25 protein-coding genes and 1 other annotated feature are annotated in these 21,649 nt (G+C 52.2%); of the genes, 11 read left to right on the plus strand and 14 right to left on the minus strand.

Annotated elements, in window-relative coordinates; translation table 11 throughout:
- Positions 1 to 3: 3 nt before the first annotated feature.
- Complete coding sequence (locus tag KNP64_RS08995; protein ID WP_214792996.1) at positions 4 to 1,383, minus strand: TrkH family potassium uptake protein; 1,380 nt, start codon at positions 1,381 to 1,383, stop codon at positions 4 to 6.
- A gap of 153 nt (positions 1,384 to 1,536) precedes the next feature.
- Here KNP64_RS08995 and KNP64_RS09000 point away from each other — a divergent pair, with 153 nt between their 5' ends.
- The 3 genes from KNP64_RS09000 (at position 1,537) to KNP64_RS09010 (ending at position 3,399) form a co-directional block, all read left to right on the plus strand.
- On the plus strand, positions 1,537 to 1,776 hold the full coding sequence (locus tag KNP64_RS09000; RefSeq protein WP_021068128.1) for a hypothetical protein: 240 nt from the start codon (positions 1,537 to 1,539) through the stop codon (positions 1,774 to 1,776).
- 86 nt (positions 1,777 to 1,862) lie between these two features.
- Positions 1,863 to 2,645 carry a flagellar motor stator protein MotA gene (motA, locus tag KNP64_RS09005; RefSeq protein WP_034780808.1) on the plus strand — a complete coding sequence of 261 codons (783 nt, stop codon included), beginning with the start codon at positions 1,863 to 1,865 and terminating at the stop codon, positions 2,643 to 2,645.
- Positions 2,623 to 3,399, plus strand: coding sequence for a flagellar motor protein MotB (locus KNP64_RS09010; RefSeq protein WP_214788341.1), 777 nt, complete (start codon positions 2,623 to 2,625; stop codon positions 3,397 to 3,399). Before motA ends, KNP64_RS09010 begins: the two co-directional genes overlap by 23 nt.
- A gap of 35 nt (positions 3,400 to 3,434) precedes the next feature.
- Here the strand turns inward: KNP64_RS09010 and KNP64_RS09015 are convergent, their stop codons facing one another.
- The 4 genes from KNP64_RS09015 to KNP64_RS09030 all read right to left on the minus strand — a co-directional run bounded on the left by KNP64_RS09015 (position 3,435) and on the right by KNP64_RS09030 (position 7,354).
- Complete coding sequence (locus KNP64_RS09015; RefSeq protein WP_034780806.1) at positions 3,435 to 4,859, minus strand: dihydrolipoyl dehydrogenase family protein; 1,425 nt, start codon at positions 4,857 to 4,859, stop codon at positions 3,435 to 3,437.
- Positions 4,856 to 5,221: a DUF1499 domain-containing protein gene (locus KNP64_RS09020; RefSeq protein ID WP_205729343.1), complete on the minus strand. Its 366-nt coding sequence runs from the start codon at positions 5,219 to 5,221 to the stop codon at positions 4,856 to 4,858. The genes KNP64_RS09015 and KNP64_RS09020 overlap by 4 nt, the downstream gene beginning before the upstream one ends.
- 64 nt (positions 5,222 to 5,285) lie before the next feature.
- Positions 5,286 to 6,665, minus strand: a complete 1,380-nt coding sequence (locus KNP64_RS09025) for a sensor histidine kinase (protein ID WP_214788338.1) — start codon at positions 6,663 to 6,665, stop codon at positions 5,286 to 5,288.
- Positions 6,662 to 7,354, minus strand: coding sequence for a response regulator transcription factor (locus KNP64_RS09030; protein WP_034780802.1), 693 nt, complete (start codon positions 7,352 to 7,354; stop codon positions 6,662 to 6,664). The genes KNP64_RS09025 and KNP64_RS09030 overlap by 4 nt, the downstream gene beginning before the upstream one ends.
- A gap of 123 nt (positions 7,355 to 7,477) precedes the next feature.
- Here KNP64_RS09030 and KNP64_RS09035 point away from each other — a divergent pair, with 123 nt between their 5' ends.
- Together KNP64_RS09035 and KNP64_RS09040 are read left to right on the plus strand one after the other, a co-directional pair.
- Positions 7,478 to 8,299, plus strand: a complete 822-nt coding sequence (locus KNP64_RS09035) for a Cof-type HAD-IIB family hydrolase (protein WP_034780799.1) — start codon at positions 7,478 to 7,480, stop codon at positions 8,297 to 8,299.
- 36 nt (positions 8,300 to 8,335) lie between these two features.
- Positions 8,336 to 9,325: an alpha/beta hydrolase gene (locus tag KNP64_RS09040; protein WP_214788332.1), complete on the plus strand. Its 990-nt coding sequence runs from the start codon at positions 8,336 to 8,338 to the stop codon at positions 9,323 to 9,325.
- Between the two features lie 40 nt (positions 9,326 to 9,365).
- On the opposite strand, the gene KNP64_RS09045 is transcribed toward KNP64_RS09040, so the two are convergent.
- The 4 genes from KNP64_RS09045 to KNP64_RS09060 form a co-directional block, all read right to left on the minus strand.
- On the minus strand, positions 9,366 to 10,928 hold the full coding sequence (locus KNP64_RS09045; protein WP_214792993.1) for an aromatic amino acid hydroxylase: 1,563 nt from the start codon (positions 10,926 to 10,928) through the stop codon (positions 9,366 to 9,368).
- 53 nt (positions 10,929 to 10,981) lie between these two features.
- Positions 10,982 to 11,178 (minus strand) — a binding site (T-box leader).
- Positions 11,179 to 11,300: 122 nt separating this feature from the next.
- Positions 11,301 to 11,978 carry a uracil-DNA glycosylase gene (locus KNP64_RS09050; protein ID WP_214792990.1) on the minus strand — a complete coding sequence of 226 codons (678 nt, stop codon included), beginning with the start codon at positions 11,976 to 11,978 and terminating at the stop codon, positions 11,301 to 11,303.
- A gap of 80 nt (positions 11,979 to 12,058) precedes the next feature.
- A complete protein-coding gene (locus KNP64_RS09055; RefSeq protein ID WP_214718468.1) occupies positions 12,059 to 12,694 on the minus strand; it encodes an FMN-dependent NADH-azoreductase in 636 nt (211 codons plus the stop codon).
- Positions 12,695 to 12,815: 121 nt separating this feature from the next.
- A complete protein-coding gene (locus tag KNP64_RS09060; RefSeq protein WP_021068116.1) occupies positions 12,816 to 13,247 on the minus strand; it encodes a MarR family winged helix-turn-helix transcriptional regulator in 432 nt (143 codons plus the stop codon).
- Between the two features lie 159 nt (positions 13,248 to 13,406).
- Here KNP64_RS09060 and KNP64_RS09065 point away from each other — a divergent pair, with 159 nt between their 5' ends.
- From KNP64_RS09065 to KNP64_RS09075, 3 genes are all read left to right on the plus strand, one after another.
- Entirely contained in the window at positions 13,407 to 13,781 is a 375-nt protein-coding gene (locus KNP64_RS09065) for a hypothetical protein (protein ID WP_138860066.1), read from the plus strand.
- A 92-nt stretch (positions 13,782 to 13,873) separates the two neighbouring features.
- Positions 13,874 to 14,761: a diacylglycerol/lipid kinase family protein gene (locus tag KNP64_RS09070; protein WP_138860067.1), complete on the plus strand. Its 888-nt coding sequence runs from the start codon at positions 13,874 to 13,876 to the stop codon at positions 14,759 to 14,761.
- A 56-nt stretch (positions 14,762 to 14,817) separates the two neighbouring features.
- The gene (locus KNP64_RS09075) at positions 14,818 to 15,342 is read left to right on the plus strand and encodes a GNAT family N-acetyltransferase (protein WP_138860068.1); all 525 of its coding nucleotides are present in this window, start codon (positions 14,818 to 14,820) and stop codon (positions 15,340 to 15,342) included.
- A gap of 34 nt (positions 15,343 to 15,376) precedes the next feature.
- Here the strand turns inward: KNP64_RS09075 and cbpA are convergent, their stop codons facing one another.
- Positions 15,377 to 16,012 (minus strand): cyclic di-AMP binding protein CbpA, encoded by a 636-nt coding sequence (gene cbpA / locus KNP64_RS09080; protein ID WP_214764052.1) that lies wholly within the window; start codon positions 16,010 to 16,012, stop codon positions 15,377 to 15,379.
- 187 nt (positions 16,013 to 16,199) lie between these two features.
- Between cbpA and pdxK the strand changes: the two genes are divergently transcribed.
- Genes pdxK through bshB2 form a run of 3 tightly spaced genes read left to right on the plus strand, consistent with a single transcriptional unit; the run spans position 16,200 to position 18,099 of the window.
- Complete coding sequence (gene pdxK / locus KNP64_RS09085; RefSeq protein WP_034780769.1) at positions 16,200 to 17,024, plus strand: pyridoxine/pyridoxal/pyridoxamine kinase; 825 nt, start codon at positions 16,200 to 16,202, stop codon at positions 17,022 to 17,024.
- Between the two features lie 53 nt (positions 17,025 to 17,077).
- Positions 17,078 to 17,449 carry a YojF family protein gene (locus KNP64_RS09090; RefSeq protein WP_034780768.1) on the plus strand — a complete coding sequence of 124 codons (372 nt, stop codon included), beginning with the start codon at positions 17,078 to 17,080 and terminating at the stop codon, positions 17,447 to 17,449.
- Positions 17,446 to 18,099 carry a bacillithiol biosynthesis deacetylase BshB2 gene (bshB2, locus tag KNP64_RS09095; RefSeq protein WP_214788317.1) on the plus strand — a complete coding sequence of 218 codons (654 nt, stop codon included), beginning with the start codon at positions 17,446 to 17,448 and terminating at the stop codon, positions 18,097 to 18,099. The genes KNP64_RS09090 and bshB2 overlap by 4 nt, the downstream gene beginning before the upstream one ends.
- Before the next feature lie 165 nt (positions 18,100 to 18,264).
- On the opposite strand, the gene KNP64_RS09100 is transcribed toward bshB2, so the two are convergent.
- The 4 genes from KNP64_RS09100 to KNP64_RS09115 all read right to left on the minus strand — a co-directional run bounded on the left by KNP64_RS09100 (position 18,265) and on the right by KNP64_RS09115 (position 21,620).
- Positions 18,265 to 19,098: an undecaprenyl-diphosphate phosphatase gene (locus KNP64_RS09100; protein WP_214764053.1), complete on the minus strand. Its 834-nt coding sequence runs from the start codon at positions 19,096 to 19,098 to the stop codon at positions 18,265 to 18,267.
- A 93-nt stretch (positions 19,099 to 19,191) separates the two neighbouring features.
- Positions 19,192 to 20,331, minus strand: a complete 1,140-nt coding sequence (locus KNP64_RS09105) for an MFS transporter (protein WP_251126387.1) — start codon at positions 20,329 to 20,331, stop codon at positions 19,192 to 19,194.
- A 116-nt stretch (positions 20,332 to 20,447) separates the two neighbouring features.
- Positions 20,448 to 20,960, minus strand: a complete 513-nt coding sequence (locus KNP64_RS09110) for a type 1 glutamine amidotransferase domain-containing protein (protein WP_034780765.1) — start codon at positions 20,958 to 20,960, stop codon at positions 20,448 to 20,450.
- Between the two features lie 69 nt (positions 20,961 to 21,029).
- Complete coding sequence (locus KNP64_RS09115) at positions 21,030 to 21,620, minus strand: DNA-3-methyladenine glycosylase (RefSeq protein ID WP_138860072.1); 591 nt, start codon at positions 21,618 to 21,620, stop codon at positions 21,030 to 21,032.
- Between the last annotated feature and the right edge of the window lie 29 nt (positions 21,621 to 21,649).

Here is a 21,649-nt window from a genome sequence, read left to right on the forward strand (position 1 = left end):
GTGTCATCCGATTAACAACTTCTCTTTTGGATAGCGAATCTTCCGGTCCATTTGTCTCGCGACCGTGAATAGAATCGTCAACGAGCCGACGCGGCCGAGCAACATCATGAACATGATAAAGCTTTTTCCGGCATCGTTCAGTTCTGCCGTGATTCCAAGCGATAACCCGACCGTGCCGAACGCCGAGACCGTCTCGAATAGGAGCGCGGTCGCCGAAATGTGGCCGTTCGTCAAGATGGTCAGTGCGGTAATCAATAAAATAAAGATGAAACTGGTGATGGCCACCATATACGCTTTTTTGATTTGGAACGCGTCAATCGTCCGCTCCAAGATGACCGTCTCCTTTTTACCAACGATGAACGCCCACATATCCGCCAAAATGACAGCCACGGTCGTCACTTTAATCCCGGACCCGGTGGAAGCGGCCCCTGCACCGACGTACATGAGAATCAAGACGACACCGATCGACACAGGCGCCATCGTCGAGATGTCGACCGTGTTGAAACCGGCCGTCCGTGTCGTCACCGCCTGGAAGAAAGTAACGTGCAACGCTTCACCGAACGGGCGTCCATATAAACTCCCTTCCGTCGACACCCATTCAAACAGCATGAGCGCGAACCAGGCAATGCCGTTGACGATGGCGAGTGACACAATCATGATTTTCGAATGCAGCGCGAGCCGTTTCCAGCGCTTCACCTCGGTCGCGTCCGCAATCGTCGTGAAGCCGAGCCCTCCAATCATCAAGAGGACGGCAATCGTGATGACGATGGCCGTATTCTGTTCAAATTGCATCAAACTGTCTGGCCAAAGGGCAAACCCCGCGTTATTGAACGCTGATACCGCATGGAAGAAGCCATAATACAATGCCTCGCCGAAGCGATAATCACCGGTGCTGTACAGTTCGAACGTTAAAAACAGCATGCCTAGAAACTGAACGATCAGTGTCGTGAAGACGATGTTGCGGACGAGCCGGACCGTGCCGCCAGGCCCCGACAAGTTGAGCGATTCTTGAAGGAGAATCCGCTGTTTCAAGCCGATTTTCTTCCCGAGCACGCTGAGTAACATGAGAGCGACCGTCATGAAGCCGAGACCTCCGATTTGAATCAAGGCGACGATGACGAGCTCGCCGAACGTGTTGAAGGAAGAGCCGATATCAATCGTCGATAACCCGGTCACCGTACCGGCCGACGTGGCGATAAAGAGACAGTCAATCCACGACACGGGTTGCGTCTGTGCAAACGGCATGTAGAGCAGGGTCGCACCAGTCAAGATGGCGAGTAAAAATCCAGTCGCGATAAAACGGGCCGGCTTTTCAAACACGAGCCGGTAGAGCGCTTCAATTCGTTTTATGCGCATTTCCCGCACGGTCAATCGATGTCGCATCTCGCTATCTCCTTCATATCTAGTTTTCTAAGGCTCATATTACTCCTCACTTTTAAAATTGCCAACTAGAAAAATGTATCGCTAACTGTTTGTCGATTTTTTTGGTAATATGAGAGATAGACTTTAAGAATGTTGAGGAGGTTGAATGAAACCGTGGACCCTAGTACGGTAGATCATTCGCTAACGGATGTCTCGCGAAGGTTGGAGCGTCAGTCACAATGTATGCCCGCCCATCTTTATTTCCAACTTGAAGAACTGCTACATTGGTCACTCGATCAAGAAGTTGTGAATCAATTGTACGCATTATTAAAAAAATACGACGTGTTAACCGATATAGAGCGTGAAGAACGCAATATCAGCATTCAAATGCTGATTGACGAAAACGGCGCTTAACCATCGGGAACGCATTTGCGGGAGACGAGTTAAGTCTCTCGCTTTTTTTGTCTCCCGATCTCTTTAGAAAGGTGGAAAACATAGACATGGATGTCGTCACTTTAATAGGACTTTTACTCGGTTTCTTCACGCTTATCGGCGGTATGATTTTGAAAGGCGCGGGGGTCGCCCCGCTGATCAACCCAGCAGCACTGGTCATTATTTTTGTCGGTACAGCTGCCGCGGTCAGCATCGCCGTATCAAAAGAACAGTTACAGACGGTTCCCCAACTGTTCAAAATTTTATTCAAGAAGCAAGAGTTGCCGAGTAAATCGGGCCTGTTGACGCAATTCGTCGATTTATCGACGCAAGCGCGTAAAGAAGGTTTGTTATCGCTTGAAACAGCCCTTGAACAAGTCGAAGAACCGTTCTTGAAGCAAGGCATGATGATGGTCATTGATGGCCAACCGTCCGAGTACATCGCCGAAGTGATGTCTCGTGATATCGAGAACATGGAAATACGCCATAAAGCGAACGCTGACGTGTTCACGCAAGCGGGGACATATGCGCCGACACTCGGTGTACTCGGGGCCGTAATCGGACTCGTCGCCGCATTAAAAGATTTATCGGATATCGACAAACTCGGATATGCCATCTCAGCTGCCTTTGTCGCGACACTGTTCGGGATTTTTAGTGGCTATGTCCTTTGGTTCCCCTTCGCTAACAAGTTGAAGCAATATTCGAAGAGCGAAGTCGTCGTCAAGGAAATGATGATTGAAGGAATTTTATCCATCCAAGGCGGAGAATCACCAAAGACGCTAGAAGATAAGTTGGCCGTGTATTTGTCTCCAAAGGAGCGAGCGAACTATGAAGCGCAAAAAGAAGCATGATCATGAAGAACATATCCCTGAAGGCTGGCTCATTCCTTATGCCGATCTCCTGACGCTTCTGCTCGCTTTGTTCATCGTCTTGTTCGCCTCGAGTAACGTCGACCAGACGAAGCTCGAAAAGATGTCCCAGTCCTTTAATCAAGTGTTCTCAGGCGGGACGAGTGTGTTTCAAGCCTCGACCGCCTCGAACAGCGATATTAGCCGCACGAACAAAACGGACACGACGGCGAATCCACGGACGTACGAACTCGCCAAGCTCGATGAGTTGAAAGAAGAGGTCAATCAATACATTCAAAAGAATGGACTCGAGGATGAAATCGAAGCGACCATCAATTCGAGCGGTCTCGTCCTGACGATCCAAGACCGGGCTCTATTCAGCATGGGTGAAGCGACGCTCGATGGCGATGCTAGAGCAGTCGCCCGCTCCATCAGCGGTATTCTCGAACAAGCCGGCAATCGTGAAATCGTCGTATCGGGTCATACGGATAACATCCCAATCAACACGGCCCGCTTCCCGTCGAACTGGGAACTCAGTTCAGCCCGAGCCACCGCCTTCATGCGCGGCTTGTTGACGAACGACGCCTTGAACCCTGGGCAGTTCACACTTGCGAGCTACGGGGAATACAAACCGATTGCGACGAACGACACGGAAGCCGGACGTTCGAAAAACCGCCGCGTCGAAGTGTTGATTAAACCACTCGTCGATTTGTCAGAAGGATCGCCCAAAATGATTGATACGATCGTTTTGCCATAAAAAAATCCCACTCGATCGAGAGTGGGATTTTTTCGTTACCGCGTCCATTCAAAATATTTACGAGCGAGCTCAGTGAGCGGACTGTTGAACAAACGTTTCCGCCAGTACAAGTCGGCCGCCTTCTTGACCGCTTCGCTACGCGATGGGTACGGATAGATCATCCGGGACAGTTTACCGATCTTATCGCCCCGCTGCATCGCATAGACGACGATTTGCATCCAATCCCCGGCCGTCATTCCGACCGCGTGCCCACCGATAATCTTACCGTTCTTCCGGGTGATGATTTTGACGAATCCTGTCTCTTGACGGTCGGCGACGAACCGATCGACCTCAGACAGTTTCGCTTCAAAAATCTCGACGTCATCGCCGTGACGCTCACGTGCCTCGGCCTCGGTCATGCCGACGTGGAACACTTCCGGGTCCGTGAACGTGATCCACGGCATCTTCGTGTAGTCGACCTTGTTCCATAGTCCGAACAAGGCGTTCGCCACGACGGCTTTCCCTTCTTCTCCGGCCGCATGGGTGAACGGTAACGTCTTGATCGTGTCACCGATCGCGAAAATGTGCGGTTGGGACGTCCGGTATGTCGAAGTGACATCAACGTACCCGTCTTTCACGTTCACATGCGCCCGGTCGAGCCGTAGTTCATCAATTCTCGGTTTACGGCCCGTCGCCATGAGCAGTTTGTCAGCCTCATACGTCACGGTCTCGCCATCGACTTCAGTCGTGACGTGAATACGTCCGTCCTCTTCCGCAATCTGCTTCACTTTCACCCCGATTTTCAGACGCATCGCCATCTCGAGCTGGGAGCGGAGCAATTTGCTGACAGACTCATCTTCTTTCGGTAAGAACGTGTCCTGTGCCTCAAGCACGGTCACTTGGCTTCCAAGACGAGCGAACGATTGGGCAAGTTCAAGCCCGACCGTGCCGGCACCGATGACGATGATACTTTCTGGCAGCGTCTCTTCTTCAAAAACTTGTTCGTTCGTTAAGTACGGAACACTGTCCAATCCATCAATCGGCGGTACGGTCGGTTTCGATCCGGTCGCGATGACAAACTTTTTCCCAATCAATAAGTCGTCTCCGACTTTAAGCTCGTACGGGCTTTGGAATGATGCCTCGCCGATATACACATCGACACCAAGTTTTTCGAAACGCTCCGTTCCGTCATGATCTTGGATGATGGCACGGGCACGATCGACACGCGCCTTCGTCGTCTGGTAATGGTCGCGGCCATCAAACTCAGCTCCGAGCACACGCGCCGCCTGCATCATGCTACTCGCTTCTTTCGAAGCGGCAATCAGCGCTTTCGACGGGACACACCCGACGTGAAGACAGTCTCCACCAAGGTGTTTTTTCTTCTCGACCAAAGCGACTTTCGCCCCTAAATTTGCGGCACCGGCCGCGACTGTCATCCCGGCCGCACCCCCACCAATCACAATCAATTGATAATCCTTCATCTCATCAACCTCCGATAGCGTTCACTCACATCCTGCATCCGTTTCCGGTTCACCCCAAAGTCAGAGTGACCGAGTCGTGATGCCGAGCGGAATTCAATCTGTCTTGTCTCATCGTCGAATCGGAATTCAACGTCATCCTTAAAGCGCATCATTTTCGACGTGACGACATAATGGAGCGTGTCATCCGTCTCCTTGACGAGCTCGGTCCGAGGCAGTTGCCCCATCACCATCTTCATTGTCTCGATGCTCTCAGCGCGGTCTTGCCCGTATGGGAGCGGCTCCATACGTAGCGCCTCAATTTCTGTTTCGGTCGAGACAGCGTTCGGACTACCTGACAATGGCTTCAATGATTTCGTTGCCACGAAAAAAACCTCCCTCATTCTACATACAATTACATGTATCCTGAATTCGGAAGGTTTAACCCTTTTAATGCAGTTCGCTCGGATCGAGCGGCAACAAAACAGTCACCGTCGTCCCATGACCGACCTCACTTTCAATGACGAGCTTTCCTTCGTGCGCCTCGATCAACTCCTTCGCAATCGCGAGACCAAGACCACTGCTGCCTTTCGTCACTTGCGCCTGATAGAACATTTCCGTGATGCGTTGCAGGTGATCCCGTGAGATACCAGGCCCCTCGTCAATAATCGAGATGAACGCGACCCGCTCGGATTGCACGAACCGTACGGTCAACGTCCCACCTTCGGGTGAGAAGCGAATGGCGTTCTCGAGTAAGTTTAAAAATACTTGTTTCAACCGGTTCTCATCAAACAGTCCAATCGATTTTTGGGGGTACCGTTCGATGAGGGTGATCTGTTTATCCTCGAGCGACTGTTTCAACTGAATCGTCACTTTCCGTAACAGCGATACGAGGTCGAGTTCTTGCCGATACAAGACGAGCCGGCTCTCTTCAATTTTCGTGTAATCGAGCAACTGCTCGACGAGCCCAATCATCCGCTCCGTCTCCGAATGGATGATGCTCAAACCGAGCTCGGTCTCCTCCGACACTTTCTCGTCCCCGCCGCGAATCGTCTCGGTCCACCCTTTGATCGAAGTGAGCGGCGTCCGCAACTCGTGCGACACGTTTGATAGAAATTCATTTCGCGTCGACTGATGCTGCTGCACTTTCGCTCCTAAATACGTCAGCGTCCGGGCCAGTGCCCCGAGCTCATGTTTTTCATTGGAATAGACTTCGACGTCAAAATCACCTTGCGCCATCTCATCAGCCGTCTCAATGATGTCTCGAATCGGTCGGACGAAGCGGTCTGCAATCCGAATGACGGCATAGAGCGCGACCAGCCAAATCAAGACGCCAATCATGACGACAGCCATCCAAATCTCGCGAATCAACGTATCGAGATCGGCGAGCGGCCGCGTGAAACTGATGGCGAATTCACTCGTGCCGTCCGTGATGATGGGACTCGTCACCGACAAATAGTGGTTCCCTTCCGCATCGTAATCTTGGACGATGGACTCACCGCGGGCGAGGTCTTGCAGTTGTTCCGGTGTGAAGGCCGCCTGCTGCGCCCTCTGTCCCGTCGTTTTAATGATTTGACCGGTCCGGTCGACAATCGTCAAATCGGTGCCTGGATACCCGAACGTCCGGACGAGAACCGAGAACGCGCTCGGTGTTTCAAAACCGACCTGCGCCTGGGGATAGAGATAGGCACTCGTCGTCGCATGGCTAAGTAAGGCCTCTGATTCATATTCATAGTAGTAGCGGTACGTTCCGTACGACAAGACGCTCACGAGCAAGACGAGCACGAACGTTATGACGAGCATAATCCGAATGACGAGCTGTTGCTTCATCCGTCATGTCTCCGCCATTTGTACCCGTGCCCCCACAGTGTCTCGATATAAGCCGGGTGGCTCGGATCATCTTCAATTTTTTGACGGAGACGACGAATGTTGACGTCGACCGTCTTTCTGTCCCCGAAGTAATTGATGCCCCAAACGGCATCTAACAGCGCATCACGTGATAAGACGACTTCCTCGTTTTGGACGAGGTGACAAATCAAATCGTATTCGGTCGGGGTCAAATCAATCGACTGCCCATACTTCGTCACTTGCTTCGCTGCCAAGTCGATGGCGAACGGTCCGGACTTCAATCGCTTCTTCTCTTTTCGTTTCACTTTCTCGACACGTCGGAGGAGTGCTTGAATCCGCGCCACGAGTTCGCCGGGACTGAACGGCTTGGCGATGTAGTCGTCCGCCCCACGGCCGAGTCCTTCGATTTTATCTTCTTCGAGTGTGCGCGCCGTCAGCATGATAATGCCGACATTCTCATCTAAATCACGGATGGCCGCACATGCCTCAAAACCGTCCATCTCTGGCATCATCACATCCAATAACACGACATCGAACGGTTCACGATCGAACGCTGTGACCGCCTCGCGTCCGTTCGTCGCCTCAAAGACGTCGAATCCGGCCCGCTTTAAATTAACGATGATAAAGCTGCGAATCGCATGCTCATCTTCGGCTACTAATATTCGATTCATCATTCCACCTCTTCTGAAATTCACTACTTCTTAATAGTTACGTTTTTGCGACAAGGTTGTCAATTGACCTCAAATCGTATTAGGATGGAGTCATTAGATTCTGAAGGAGGACTCCTTACCATTATGAGTTACAAGATGATTGTTTTAGATATGGACGATACGCTCCTCACGAGCGATCACACGATTTCCGCCAAAACGAAAGCTGCCTTGCTGGATGTACAAGAACGCGGACATAAAGTCGTGCTCGCGAGCGGACGTCCGACGTACGCGATGTGGGACGCAGCTCGAGAGCTCGAGCTCGCCAAATACGGTAGCTATATTCTCTCATTTAACGGTGCCTCAATCATCAACTGTGAGACAAATGAAGAAATCTTCTCAAGTACATTGCTTCCAGAGACGGTCGCCCATCTCCATGATATCAGTGTCCGGGAAGAAATCGCGATTCATACGTACATCGGTAACGAAATCGTAACCGATCAACCGAACCCGTATACCGATATCGAAGGTGAATTGACAGGGATGCCGGTCATCCATGTCGACGACTTCAAAGAAGCGGTCACGACGCCTGTCGTCAAGTGTCTCATGCTCGGTGATGGCGACACGCTTGCCCCGATTGAAACGAAACTGCAAGTCGAACTCGAAGGCAAACTCGCCGTCGCCCGTTCGAAACCGTTCTTCCTCGAATTTACGGAAGCGGGTGTGACGAAAGGGACGAGCCTCGCCTTCTTAGCCGAGCACGTCGGCATCGAGCAAGCCCACGTCATCGCTTGCGGAGACGGGAACAACGACTTGACGATGATTGAATGGGCTGGGCTTGGGGTCGCAATGGGCAACGCCAACACAACGGTCAAAGGCAAAGCCGACTTCATCACGAAATCAAACAATGAAGACGGGATCGCGCACGTTATCGAAACGTTCATGGGAACTGTCCTCGTCGATCGATAAACGGACAACTCAGGTTGAATTCAAGGAGGAATTACGATGAATAAAGGATTGAAACGGGCGGGACTCGGACTCGTCGGCACGGCTGTCGCCGGTGCCGCCTATGTATTCTTGTCCCCGAAACCGACCTCACGCCTCGTCAAAACCTCATTTGCCGGCGGGAACGAAGTGGCCATTAAAGGGTTCGAGGAAGTCGTACAAAAAACGTCGGTTCGTAAAGACATCGACTATCATTCGGCTTACGAGAACGGAACGTTCGACTTGATTCGCTACGAAGGTGAGAAGCAGATTGTCCCAACCATCTTTTGGGTGCACGGCGGTTCATTCGTCGGTGGCGATAAGGACGACGTCTTCAAGTATGCGACGTCGATCGCAAGCAACGGCTACAACGTCGTCAGCGTCAATTATGCGCTCGCTCCAGACGTCACGTACCCCGTCCCGCTCCAACAACTTGAAGAGGCATACACGTATATCGCTGAAAACAATGACCGCTTTCGGCTCGATCTCGACCGCGTCTTCTTTGCGGGCGATTCGAACGGGGCCCAACTTGTGGCCCAATTCGTCGGAATCCAATTGAACGATGGCTACGCACCGTCTGCCGAAGTGAAGCAAATCGTCCCGAAATCGTCGATTCTCGGCACGGTTCTCATGTCGGGTCCGTACGATTTGAAACGGAGCATCGTCGAGTCATCGAAGACGGTCACCCGCTTCTTGTTCAAACGGATTGGTTGGGCTTACTTCGGAACATACAATTGGGAAGACTTGCCGGTCGTCGCGGAAGCGTCGCCGCTCGTGAATATCCCGGCCACATTCGTTCCGACGTTTATCACCGATGGCAACACCGGTTCGTTCGAAACGCAAGCGAAAGAATTTGCGACGATCCTCTCAGGTCGTGCGGACGTCACGAGCGTCTTTTATGACCGAAACGAGCACACACTCGGCCACGACTACCATTTTGAAATGGATAAGCCAGCCGCCAGTGCCACGTATCGCCGTTTAATCACGTTCTTGCGTGAAACGACGCGTTAACAAATAATCCCCGCCCATCATTGGGCGGGGATTATTTTTGTCAGTTGAGCAATGCGAGCGCGCGGCCAATCAACTCATGCCGCGACGGTGACGTCTCACGTAACGCGTGCAACCGTTCCGTCAACGCCTGTCGAAGCGCATCGGACTCGACGAGCTCCAAACATTCGATGTGGAGCAACCAAGCATCGGGATGATCGGCAAGAATCGTCGGCACGAGCTCATCAATCGACTCGCCTTGCTCCCGCATATTGCGAATTCGATTGAACATCGGATCATCGTTCGTCCAAACACGGGCGTCACGTTCGATGCGGACCGGCTTCTCCAAGATGACGAGTTCTTCAATCTCGGTGCCTGGGAAGATCGATGGGAGCGTGTCTTGTCTCACTTCGAGTGTCTCCAGTTTAATCTGTCGTCCTTCGATGGTGACGACGACGTCTTCGAACTGTAACGCTTCCGTCGTCTCGCTGACGAGGCGTCCGTCCAGTCGAATCCCTGCCGTCGCCAATACGTCTTGAAGCGGTCCGTCGAGAACGAGTACGCCGTGGTTCTGTAAGTTCGTCAATTGACCGTGATTGACGTTCACACAGTCGTCCCACTGGACGAGCGCATGGGCTCCGGAGCGTGTCACGTGACGAATCACACCGACACGGTCCGTCCCGTCTTCAAGCCGGACAGTCGATTGACTGCCCGACGCGAGTGCTTTCTCGAGCGAGGCGATTCCACCTTGGTTGACCGCCATCCGTGACTCGAGTTCGTCTAGCGCGTCCTTCAACGCTTCAAAGTCCGGGATGACGAACAACTCGCGTTGCATATTCGTCACGTCCTGTTTCGTTTCGAGTGCGTGCTCTAAATTGAACGGATGTTTCGTGACGGCGTCAGTCAAACAATGACGGCTCTCCCCGACCGATGATAACAGTCCCGCCCCGTAGATGAGCGGGTTGTCCACCTCACCGATGAGACCGAACTCGACCGTCCACCAAAAAATGCGTGCGACTTGTTGCGCTTCAGAGAAGCCGGTTACTTGGGCTTTGGCCGCATGAACAGCCGCTTCGGCTGCCGCGATCTCCTCGTCCGTCGAGTTCGCATTCTCCTTCACGACGGTCAATCGTTTCAGTGCTGCAAACGAGGCGTGTTCTTCACGATTCATGAATGCCCTCGCCCCGAGCTGACCGAACCGCTTCACAATCTGTGAAAATTCAGGATCCATCAACATCGGTGCATGACCAGCCGCCTCGTGGATGATATCTGGTGCCGGACTGTACAAAATATTCTCGACTTTACGAATATCGGTCGCGACCGGCAACATGCCGTTGCCTTGGAAATCAAAGAAAGCGACGCCTGGGATGAGTCCATCGACCGCGACCGTCGACCAACCGGCCGCTCGCATCTCTTCAGTCATCTGTTCAACGTCAGGGAGACGCTCTGGCCCCATGCCCGTCTTTTTCAACCCTTCGATGTAGAACGGGTGTGCCTTCCCTTCAAGCGTGTGCAAGTTCAGTCGCAAGACGAAGCGCCAGACAGCATGATCGGTCGGCGTGTACTCGTCGTAGAACTGTGGCGAAATATGTGGGGCCAAATGGCGTGGAATGATTTGTGTGAGCATGATATTTCCTCCTTTGATTGACTGAACGTAAAAAAGTCCCTATCGATTCACTCGATAGGGACGACGATGCCGCGGTACCACCCTGATTACTAGACGGACGTCTAGTCACTCTACTCCGATAACGGGGGACCGCTCAACACGTGAGAGCTCGCGAACTGTAATTCGATTCATCCTATGGGCGTGTTCACAGCACCACACGCTCTCTGGGCCAGGGAAGATGTCTCTACTTCGGTTCGGTCATCGCTTTTATACTGTTATACAGTTATGCTTCTATGCACATGTGCTTTTAAGCGCTAAAGTATCTTGTTGGTAGTAACGATAACAGACCGTTTGAATGTCGTCAACAAAAAAACAATCCGCATCTGCAGACTGTCACAAACACCAATCAATTTCAGGTTGTCCCCACTCACTCAACTTCGCGTTCACTTGCGAGAACGGCTTCGATCCGAAAAAGCCGCGATGGGACGAGAGCGGGCTCGGATGGACCGACGTCAAGACGGCATGTTGCGGGCCAATCCATTTCTGTTTCTTCTTCGCGTCGTTCCCCCATAAGACGAACACGATCGGCTCTTCACGCTGCCCCAGTCGCTCGATGATGGAGTCGGTGAACTGTTCCCAGCCCTTCCCGCGGTGAGACCCGGCCTTGCCTGCCTCGACCGTGAGGGCGGTGTTGAGCAATAGCACGCCTTGTCGGGCCCATTTCTCCAAATTGCCGCTGGTCGGGACCGGACAGCCGATATCGTCCTGCAATTCTTTAAAGATATTACGGAGTGACGGTGGAAGGCGGACGCCGTCTCGGACCGAGAAACTGAGTCCATGCGCTTGGTTCGGTCCGTGATAGGGATCTTGCCCGAGGATGACACATTTGACGTCCTTGAACTTCGTATAGACGAACGCGTTCCAAATATCTTCTCGCTCCGGATAGACGGTCGATGTCTCGTACGCTTCATCGACGAACGCTTTCAAGTTAGTAAAATAAGGCTCGGCCATCTCGGATGCGATGATGTCGCTCCAATCCCCAAGCAGGCGATTTGATAACTGTTCTCCCATGTGTTTCTCCCCTTTCCGTCTTATCATACCCGAATTGATGGCACACAAAAAGACGAGCCCGATTGGACTCGCCTTGATCATTATACTGTGACTGCGCCTGCGACTTCTTTCGCAAGTGCTTCGGCTTTCGCTTTTGCGTCAGCAACGATTTCTTCGATTTTGTCTGGGTATTGGTTCATGCCTTCAACTGGAAGTGTCGTCACTTCTGTCACGCCTACGAATGCGAGTGCTTGACGAAGGTATGCGTCTGCGAAGTTGAGGTCCGTACCCGTGTAGATACCACCAGTGCCTTGGATGTGGATTGCTTGTTTGTTCTCGAGAAGACCGACTGGACCTTGCTCTGTGTAACGGAATGTTTTACCAGCCGTCAAGACGCTGTCGAGGAACATCTTCATGCGTGCTGGGAAGAAGAAGTTCCACATTGGCGTCGCGAACACATACATGTCAGCTTCCATGAACTTCTCGAGCATACCGTTCATTGTTGCGACTTTAGCCGCTTCGACATCAGTGAGTGCTTCGCCTGAAGCGAATTTGCCCCATGCGCTGAGGACGTCGCCGTCGATTTCTTGAACATCGACATCGTAAAGTTCAATCGCTTCGACTTCAAGTGCCGGGTTCTCGTTCGTGAGTGTCGTCATGAACGTTTCTGCGACTTGTTTGCTGTATGACAATTCAGTTGGTTTCGGGTTAGCCGATACGTATAATACCTTTTTCATAAATGGTTTCCTCCATAAGCGTAATCTCTATTTTTGTAACAACAGTTAGGACTATATCATCTGTATATCTCACAGTCAATTAGTTTAACTTCAAGATAAATGATAAAAAAACAGGCAGGCGTCATTTGCCTGCCGCGTTATAACCGACTCGCTTCAATAAATCGATTAACTGTTCCGTCTCTTGGTCGCTAAGTGGACCGTAGATGTCTTTAAAAATCTCGATATGCTCTGGATAGACGACGTCCATCAAGCGCTTGCCTTCTTCTGTCAACGAGGCGTATGTGACGCGCCGGTCAGACGGGCAAGCCACACGCTCGATTAAGCCACGTTTTTCAAGCTTATCGATCACGTACGTGACACTGCCGCTCGTAATCAAAATTTGGTCCCCGATTTGCTGGAGCGGGGTATCCCCTCGTTTATACAAGACCGATAAAACACCGAACTCTGTTGAATTCAATTGGTGGCGTCGTAAATCGTCCTTCACACGGTCACTGATCGCGTCCATCGCTCGTGCCAAGACGATCCATGCCTTCAATTCGAGTGATTCAATCATGTCGGTTTCACCTCAATTCGTTCATCATTTACTTTTAGTATAGCAGGACATGAGCAGTATACGGTCGGAAAAACGCTTCGTCAAGAAACTTCTTCATTGTCGCTCCTGTCGGAAACGTATAGAATGGAATTATTGCGATTTTTAGAAAGGATGGACGGTATGCGCGAGTATTATGAAATTTCATTGACGATTAAAGAAGCTTATTTGGGAACGGTCATCGAGTTGTTGAACCGGGAAGGGATTGCCCCAGACTATGCGCTCGAAAAAGAAGGCGCGGTCTTTTTACTGTTCAACCACTTGCCATGGCCGAACGTCACACGGGAACCCCATGCGGTCGAACGTTTCTTATTGACGTTGTCACGCGAGGACTATTTGTTCGTCAAAACAAAACGCAAGTCTCCCGTCCCTGACCATGAACCGGTCGCTTGCATGGGTGCGTTCGACTCACCGTTCCATGAACATTTGAAGATTGAACTCGCCGTCGACGAATCGGATGCGAGCCACCTTGATATGTCGGCGTTCCGCCATTACTGAACAACACGTCTGTGTTGTTTTTTTATGACTAGACCGACGCACGGACGGGAATACATGACAATATCTGAATGTGAAAAGGGGAATGTGCTTTGATGGATACAGTCATGTTAATCGTCAACCCGTCATCTGGGAAAGAGTTAGGGAAAGAACACGCCGCGGCTGCGGAGGACGTGTTACGCGAGCGTTACGGCAACGTCGATGTCCGCTTCACGGAGAAGGCTGACGATGCCACCCATTTCGCGAAAGAAGCGGCCTCGAAACAATATAAAGCCGTCATCGCGATGGGCGGTGACGGGACACTGAACGAGGCCGTCACCGGTCTCGCCGAAGCCGACCATCGTCCTGATTTCGGCATCATCCCGCTCGGTACCGTCAACGACCTCGCCCGCGCGCTCGGTGTCCCGAGCGATCCCGAAGATGCCATCGAGGCGCTCAAGACGGCGCAACCGACACCGATGGATATCGGTAAATACGAGAACGGCTATTTCATGAATGTCATCGCGATCGGGCTCATCGCCGAGGCCGTCGACGAGGTCAGTGTCGAGGAGAAAACGAAATGGGGCCCGTTCGCCTACTTGATCGAAGGCATCAAAGCGTTCCGCGAACATAGTCCGTATGCGCTGTCGGTCCAAGCCGATGAGCACACGTTCGACGGAGACGCCTATTTGGTCGTCATCGCCCTCACGAACTCGGTCGGCGGGTTTGAGAACTTTGAACCGGACGCTGAGTTGAACGATGGCTTGCTTCATGTCTACTTATTTGAAAACCTCGGCTTCAAAGACGCGGTCCAACTCGCACCGGCCCTCTTCACCGGCAAGTTGAAAGAAACGGACAGCGTCACGTCGTTCACGACGAAACGCGTGCATGTCGACTCACCAGAATCGCTTCCGGTCAATGCTGACGGCGACACGGGCGGGCAGCTGCCGCTCACGTTCGAGGTGCTGCCAAGCCATCTCAACGTCTTGAAGCCGACTCAATAAAACGCGGACTTTTTCAGTTCGAGGGCGAATGCGTCTACCTGAAAGGAGGAGATTCGATGCCCATCTCGCTCGTCCCATTGCAGGAAGCGTCCGACGCCATCGTCGCGACATTCAATCGCTGGAATAACGACCCCGCCATCGTCCATTTGATTCGTCCCGTCCGCTCGCAGGAAGAACTCGCCGCCGAACATCACATGACGGTCGAGGACTTGACGGACCGCCTCCGGACCCATGACATCTTCCTCATCTACGCAGATGACGTGCTTGTCGGTGAGGTGAATATCATCTATGATGCCCCGCATCTGTACGACAACGAACGTGGAAGCGCCTGGCTCGGACTCGTGATTGGAGAGCCGACCGGTCGCGGGAGAGGTGTCGGCACAACGGCCCTGACCCTGTTAGAAGAACGATTGCGTGCACAAAATGTGCCTCGCATCGAGCTCGGTGTGTTTGGATTCAATGAAGCGGCTCATCACCTTTATCGAAAGGTCGGCTACACGGAAATTGCCCGCATCGAGGCGTTCACTTATTGGAACGGTCGATTTTGGCCAGATATCCGGATGGAAAAACGATTGGACTGAATAAGACCTTCCTCGCATCGAGGAAGGCCTTTCGTCAGTTATTTAAATTCTCGACTTCGACGACGCGGAACCCTTTTTGTTCGAGTTTCGCGACGATTTTGTCTTTCTTCGGCTCGTCGCAATCAGGCGGCAACGTGATCAATACCCGGCGCAAGACTTTACTCTTGGCATCGAGCGTCATGAGACTGGCAATCGATGAGTATTTGCTGATGATTTTCGTAATCTTCTCAAGCGCCCCCGCTTGCTCACTGAGTGCGATTGTGACAACATAACTCCCCGTGTCACGACTCCATGCCTCTTCGAGCATACCGAGCATCTTCCCGTGCGGCAAAATCCCGTAGAATTCGTTGCTCTCATCTTTCAAGACCGCGATATACGGTAATTCTTTGATCGAGAAGAACACTTTGAAGAAACCGTCCGATTCATGGACGTACTTTTGCGTGTTCTTGATGAGCTCCATGACGTTGTCGTCTAGGCTCGCCCCACTCATCCCGTGGCGATAAATATGCATCTTATAGATATTACCGCGGAAAAACGTTCCCGTCTCATCGAGCACAGGGACACAGCGGTAGCCTGTCTTTTCGAGCGTTTCGAGCGCCTCGCGCAATGTCGCCTTTTCACTGATTGTGACGACATCTTTCTTCGGAATGCATAAGCTATGCACTAACATGCGGTTTTCCTCCTAGCCAATTGAAAGTGGTCTACACCCTATTCATTACTATTCCCCAAATATGATTGAAATCCTGCCATCAATTTTCGAAACTTATTCCGGCGCGAAAACGACCTCGGAATTTGTCGTAGCGTCAAAAAGTCGTTATAGTGAAACTATCCAAACAGACAAAGGGGATTGAACGACTATGACAATGAAAAAAGCGTTAACGATTGCTGGCTCGGATACGAGCGGTGGTGCAGGCATCCAGGCTGATTTGAAGACGATGGAAGAGCTCGGTGTTTACGGGATGACCGCACTCACGGTCATCGTGGCTCAAGACCCGCATAACGCGTGGCACCACGAAGTATTCCCGATCGACACGACGTTGATTGAGAAACAAATCGATACGGTCCTCGCCGGAATCGGTGTCGATGCCGTCAAGACAGGCATGCTCCCGACGCCAGAGATCATCGAACTCGCCGCTCGTAAAATTAAAGAATACGGCATCCAGAACGCGGTCGTTGACCCGGTCATGGCTTGTAAAGGTGCAGACGAGATTCTCAACCCGGACGTCGCGGTCGCGATGCGCAAACACCTCGTACCGGTCGCTAAAATCATCACACCGAACTTGTTCGAGGCGCGCATGCTCGCAGGTCTCGATAAAACACCTTCGACGATGGATGAAATCAAAGAAGCTGCTCGTTTGATCCATGAGCTCGGCGCTGAGATTGTCATCGTCAAAGTCGGCGGCAAGCTCGGGTTTGATACAGCATTCGACGTGCTTTACGACGGTAACGAGTATCGTCTCCTTGAGAGCGAGAAAATCGAGCCTGCCTTCACACATGGCGGCGGTTGCACGTTCTCGTCAGCGATCGCGGCCTCACTCGCGAACGGTCACTCGGTCGACGAGGCTATCCAAATCGGAAAAGAGTTTATCACTGAAGCGGTCCGTCATTCGTTCCGCCTCAACCAATACGTTGGCCCGACGAACCATACCGGTTACCGTAAAAAACTAGCAACACAATCTTAACGGGTGGCCCGGGACGTATGTCTCGGGTCATCGTTTCCATTGGAGGGAACCGCGTGAAATCGATTCAACCTACAACTATCCAGACATACTTGGACGCGCATGTATCCATGCCGCTCTATGTCCACGTCGAGACGACGAACGGGGCGTATGCGACGCATAACGACCCTGACTTTCATAACGCCGGCATGTTCATCCGGAACGTCGTCATCGAATACAGCATCGGCCAAATCAAAGGCAACGGTCCATATCGGGTCGGCTTGAAGCTCGATCACGGTTGGCTTTACGTCGAAGGATTGACCGATTACGAACAGCATGGGGACCAGCTCCTGCTCGCCGGGCATGACCGTCTCGGACGTCTCGCCTGTGCCTTACACTTAGATATCAAACCGCTCCCGCAAGGAGCCTCGGAGGTGGAAAGCCAATGAATGGACCATTACTCGTTATTTTTCCGCATCCCGATGATGAAGCGTTCAGCTCGGCCGGGACGATTATCCAACACCATAAGAACGGCTTCCCGGTCACGTACGTCTGTCTGACACTCGGTGAGATGGGCCGCAACATGGGCTCGCCGATTTTCACGACGCGTGAAGAGTTGCCGAAAATTCGTAAACATGAGCTCGAGGAAGCATGTGCCGTCATGGGCATCGACGACCTCCGCATGTGGGGACTCCGTGATAAGACCGTCGAGTTCGAAGACGAAGCGGAACTCGCTGGACGGTTCAGCGCGTTAATCGAAGAAGTGAAACCGGCCCGCGTCATTTCCTTCTACCCGGGCTACGCCGTCCATCCCGACCATGAGGCGACAGCACGAGCGGTCGTTCGAGCGCTCCAAGAGATGGATGAAGTGAGTCGTCCAGAGTTTTTAGGCGTCGCCTTTGACCATCGCACCGAAGCGGAACTCGGAAAACCGCACGTCCTCATCGAAGTCGGCGACGAGAGTGCTGCGAAACGCGAGGCGTTGCTCGCCCACCGCTCTCAGACGGAAGGATTGCTGCGGGCCATCGACAACGCAGAAAACGCCCACGTCATGGAGTTACTCCAACGTGAGCGCTTCTATCACTATCCGTTCTCATGATTCGTAAGCGAGACGTGTCATGTACAAGAGTGCACCGACAGCCCCGAGGCCGATCAACGTTCCCAATACGACAACGATATGTTCCATGTTCTCACCTCTACTTGGTTATACGAACTTGATGGATCATTGGTTTCAAAGCGCATGTGCTGACATGCGCTTTTTTTCTTAGAAGTACAAGAAGTAAATGACAGCCGCCAACGCGATGCGATATATGGCGAACGGCGTCAATTTGACTTTATTGATCAGCTTCAAGAAGAACTTGATCGACAACAGCGCGAATAAGAACGCGCTAATGAATCCGACGACGAAGACCGGGAGGGTCGCCATCGTGAAGTACTCCCATTTGCTGTAGAGCGAGAGCGCACTAGCACCGAACATAATCGGTACGGCCATGATGAACGTGAAGTCCGCCGCGGCCCGGTGACTCATCCCTAAGAGGACACCGCCCGAGATGGTCGACCCTGAGCGTGAAAAACCTGGCCAGAGCGAGAAACATTGAATCAAGCCGACACCGAGCGCTTGTTTATACGAAATCTCATCGAGCGTTGCTGTCGTTTGACGCTTCACGCCTGACAAATCCGCAGCAATCATGAAGAATGCTCCGATGACGAGTCCGATTAAGACGGTCTTGATCGAGAACAAGTTCTCATCGATATAGTCTTCAAACAATAGCCCGAGCACGCCTGCTGGGAGCAGACCGATGAAGATATGTAGCAAGTTCAGTTTCTTTGTCGGCCCGCTGCTGCGAATCGCGAGCAACTCCTTCGGATTCAACAACTCCTTGAACCGATTTCGAAATACGACGATAACCGCTAAAATCGAACCGAGCTGAATTACGATCTTAAATGTGTTCGCCACCTCTTGACCGAGGAAGCTACTCGAGTTGAGCCACAGGTCGTCCACGAGAATCATATGTCCCGTTGACGATACCGGAGCAAACTCTGTCAGTCCTTCGACGACGCCTAACAAAAAGCCAATAAATAATTCATACCATTCCATTGTTTATCTCCTACTCCAGTATTGTTTCTTATCATACACAAATTTATTCTCACCCGCCCTAGGTCTTGAGGCGTAAAAAAAAAGGATGCTCGCTTAAGCACCCTTTTTCCAAGTAACGAATATGATGAGCAATTGATGCATACAAACGACGATCCCAATCCATAAAAAGGCAGTGAAGAGCGTCATACCGGCCCCGACCACAAACACTAGTCCGATGAGGATGATACTAACGTGCAGCAACATCGAGACGGATGACTCGGTCGTCGCCCGGATGACAGACGGGACACGGTGATGCAATGCCCCGAGATAGAGCGGTTCGACGATGCCGATAAGAAACGCCATGCCTGCCATCCAGACGAGTCCGACTTGTCCTGGGAAAAAGCCGAGAATGACAAAACCGAGACCGATGCCCCAACCGATTCCGTGCAACCAACGATCGACCGTCGTGATGTGTAACAGGACCGGGGCGAGCAGTTGCCCTGGTATTTGAATGAGCAACAGGACAGTCGAAATCATTCCGAACCAATAGATGGGAACTTCGACGTCACGGGCGTACAACTGCCAAAACTCATCGATGAAGTTGAACGCACCGATTGTCACGATGAACACCGACGACAAGGTAAGTAGCTGGTGGTCGTGCCACACGAAGCGAAAACCTGCCCCGATGTCCGCCCATGTCATTCGTTCCTCTGTCACGACTCGTCTCGGCTCGACAAGGCCAAGGCTACATGCTGTCGCGATAAACAAACTGACAGTCGACAGCACATAGTTCAGTTCAAACGGGAAGCGTGTGGCCAGCAAGGCGCCGCTGATCGCCGCGAGAACGGCTGCAACGATTCCGATGACATTCAACCGGCCGACCCAGCGCTCGAACGCCTCCGTCTTCCCATCCTGTTCAAGCGTCTCATAGAGCAGTGCATTCTCCGCCCCGCTCCGGAGCGCCGCCCCAATGCCTGACAAGGCGATGGCTAAGGCGAAACCGCCGAACGAAAAGGACACAAGTAACACGACAAAGGAACCCCACTCGAGTGCAGTCCCGATTTGCATCAGACGTCGGCGTTCCAAGCGATCGGCTAACACCCCGGTCGGCACTTCGAGGATGACGACGAGGACGGCATAGAGCATTTCGAGATAGACGACTTCTTGCATCGTGATCGTCCGCGACTCCCAAAACAGACGCTCAATCGTGTAGGCCGGGACGAGTGCCTCGAACCAACGCATCCATCCAAGCAACGTAACGTTTCGACCGACTTAGCTAGGTGAACGTGCTCGTTTCATCTAAATCTCCTCCTTATTCACCTATTCCCGATTGCACAAAAAAAGCCACGGAAAATTCCGTGGCCAGACGATTATTTGAGCAGATTAAGGATTTCGCGATTGAACGCCGGGATGTCGTCCGGTTGACGGCTTGTCACCAGCTGTTCTTGGCAGACGACGACTTCTTTGTCCGCATACTTCGCACCGGCATACTCCATGTCGACTTTAATCGACTTATAACCGGTTGCATCGCGGCCTTCGAGCGTCTTCGCCGTAATCAACAGTTGTGGGCCGTGACAGATAGCGAACACAGGTTTCTTCGCGTCCATGAACGCTTTCGCGAATTGAACGAATCGCTCGTCTTCACGTAACAAGTCGGGTGAGAACCCACCTGGTAACAGCAACGCGTCGAAGTCTTCCGGCGACACGTCATCGATCGCTTTGTCGATCGTGACTTTCGACTCACCTTGTTTGCCTTCAACCGTGTTACCGGCTTTCTTTTCAATCGTGACAACTTCGTGCCCCGCTTCCACCAATGCGTCGCGTGGACCCGTGAACTCTACGTCTTCAAACATATCTGTGATTAGCGTTGCTACTTTTGCCATATTGAAAACACTCCCTCATTATTTTTATTCACATAAAGAGTGTTCCACGCCTAACCGGCCCATAAACATTCAACGAAACTTCGAGACGTACGGATTAGCTCGTTCGAAGAAGCGGTACGGGTAATCGCGTGCTTCGCCCGTATTCGGGATCCCTACGCGTGGACCGGCCTCGATTTCCGGGATGGCACTCCCTTCAACGATATAAAGCGGCTCATGTTGGAGCGAATGTCCGTATAGGTCCATCGTGATGCCAAGCGCTTTCGTCAGCTTTCCAGGTCCATTCGTCTGGTCGAATCGCTTGATGCCGGGACGATTCGCCTCAATGATGCCCTGTCCTTCAATCGGCTCGATGGCCCGAATGAGGACGGCTTCCGGCGTGCCGACCGGACCGCTCACGACATTGAGCAGCGTGTGTGTATGCATCTGATACGTATAGACGTGTCCAGGTAACCCGAACATCACCTCGGTCCGATTCGTCCGTCTGCCACCGAAACTGTGGGCCGCCCGGTCGATGGCACCGAGATAAGCTTCCGTCTCGACGATCTTTCCGACGATTTGACCGTCGAGATGATCATGGACGAGATAGTGACCAAGTAACGAACGGGCCAATTCGAGCGTCGGTTGCTCATAAAATGATGGATCGAGTCGTTTCATCGTCATCCCTCCTCGGTCTCATTTTCTCAAATGAA

Origin of the sequence: Exiguobacterium sp. s64 (assembly GCF_018618035.1) — a bacterium.
Taxonomy (GTDB): domain Bacteria; phylum Bacillota; class Bacilli; order Exiguobacteriales; family Exiguobacteriaceae; genus Exiguobacterium; species Exiguobacterium mexicanum_A.

What these genes read in the sequence shown, in the direction of transcription:
- KNP64_RS09050 (WP_214792990.1), bottom strand. Translation starts at nt 11,978, where the DNA reads ATGGGAGAACAGTTATCAAATCGCCTGCTTGGGGATTGGAGCGACATC.
- cbpA (WP_214764052.1), bottom strand. Translation starts at nt 16,012, where the DNA reads ATGTTAGTGCATAGCTTATGCATTCCGAAGAAAGATGTCGTCACAATC.
- KNP64_RS09035 (WP_034780799.1), top strand. Translation starts at nt 7,478, where the DNA reads ATGAGTTACAAGATGATTGTTTTAGATATGGACGATACGCTCCTCACG.
- KNP64_RS09015 (WP_034780806.1), bottom strand. Translation starts at nt 4,859, where the DNA reads ATGAAGGATTATCAATTGATTGTGATTGGTGGGGGTGCGGCCGGGATG.
- KNP64_RS09075 (WP_138860068.1), top strand. Translation starts at nt 14,818, where the DNA reads ATGCCCATCTCGCTCGTCCCATTGCAGGAAGCGTCCGACGCCATCGTC.
- KNP64_RS09055 (WP_214718468.1), bottom strand. Translation starts at nt 12,694, where the DNA reads ATGAAAAAGGTATTATACGTATCGGCTAACCCGAAACCAACTGAATTG.
- KNP64_RS09115 (WP_138860072.1), bottom strand. Translation starts at nt 21,620, where the DNA reads ATGACGATGAAACGACTCGATCCATCATTTTATGAGCAACCGACGCTC.
- KNP64_RS09060 (WP_021068116.1), bottom strand. Translation starts at nt 13,247, where the DNA reads ATGATTGAATCACTCGAATTGAAGGCATGGATCGTCTTGGCACGAGCG.
- KNP64_RS09110 (WP_034780765.1), bottom strand. Translation starts at nt 20,960, where the DNA reads ATGGCAAAAGTAGCAACGCTAATCACAGATATGTTTGAAGACGTAGAG.
- bshB2 (WP_214788317.1), top strand. Translation starts at nt 17,446, where the DNA reads ATGAATGGACCATTACTCGTTATTTTTCCGCATCCCGATGATGAAGCG.
- KNP64_RS09025 (WP_214788338.1), bottom strand. Translation starts at nt 6,665, where the DNA reads ATGAAGCAACAGCTCGTCATTCGGATTATGCTCGTCATAACGTTCGTG.
- KNP64_RS09100 (WP_214764053.1), bottom strand. Translation starts at nt 19,098, where the DNA reads ATGGAATGGTATGAATTATTTATTGGCTTTTTGTTAGGCGTCGTCGAA.
- motA (WP_034780808.1), top strand. Translation starts at nt 1,863, where the DNA reads ATGGATGTCGTCACTTTAATAGGACTTTTACTCGGTTTCTTCACGCTT.
- pdxK (WP_034780769.1), top strand. Translation starts at nt 16,200, where the DNA reads ATGACAATGAAAAAAGCGTTAACGATTGCTGGCTCGGATACGAGCGGT.
- KNP64_RS09070 (WP_138860067.1), top strand. Translation starts at nt 13,874, where the DNA reads ATGGATACAGTCATGTTAATCGTCAACCCGTCATCTGGGAAAGAGTTA.
- KNP64_RS09040 (WP_214788332.1), top strand. Translation starts at nt 8,336, where the DNA reads ATGAATAAAGGATTGAAACGGGCGGGACTCGGACTCGTCGGCACGGCT.
- KNP64_RS08995 (WP_214792996.1), bottom strand. Translation starts at nt 1,383, where the DNA reads ATGCGACATCGATTGACCGTGCGGGAAATGCGCATAAAACGAATTGAA.
- KNP64_RS09030 (WP_034780802.1), bottom strand. Translation starts at nt 7,354, where the DNA reads ATGAATCGAATATTAGTAGCCGAAGATGAGCATGCGATTCGCAGCTTT.
- KNP64_RS09045 (WP_214792993.1), bottom strand. Translation starts at nt 10,928, where the DNA reads ATGCTCACACAAATCATTCCACGCCATTTGGCCCCACATATTTCGCCA.
- KNP64_RS09010 (WP_214788341.1), top strand. Translation starts at nt 2,623, where the DNA reads ATGAAGCGCAAAAAGAAGCATGATCATGAAGAACATATCCCTGAAGGC.
- KNP64_RS09065 (WP_138860066.1), top strand. Translation starts at nt 13,407, where the DNA reads ATGCGCGAGTATTATGAAATTTCATTGACGATTAAAGAAGCTTATTTG.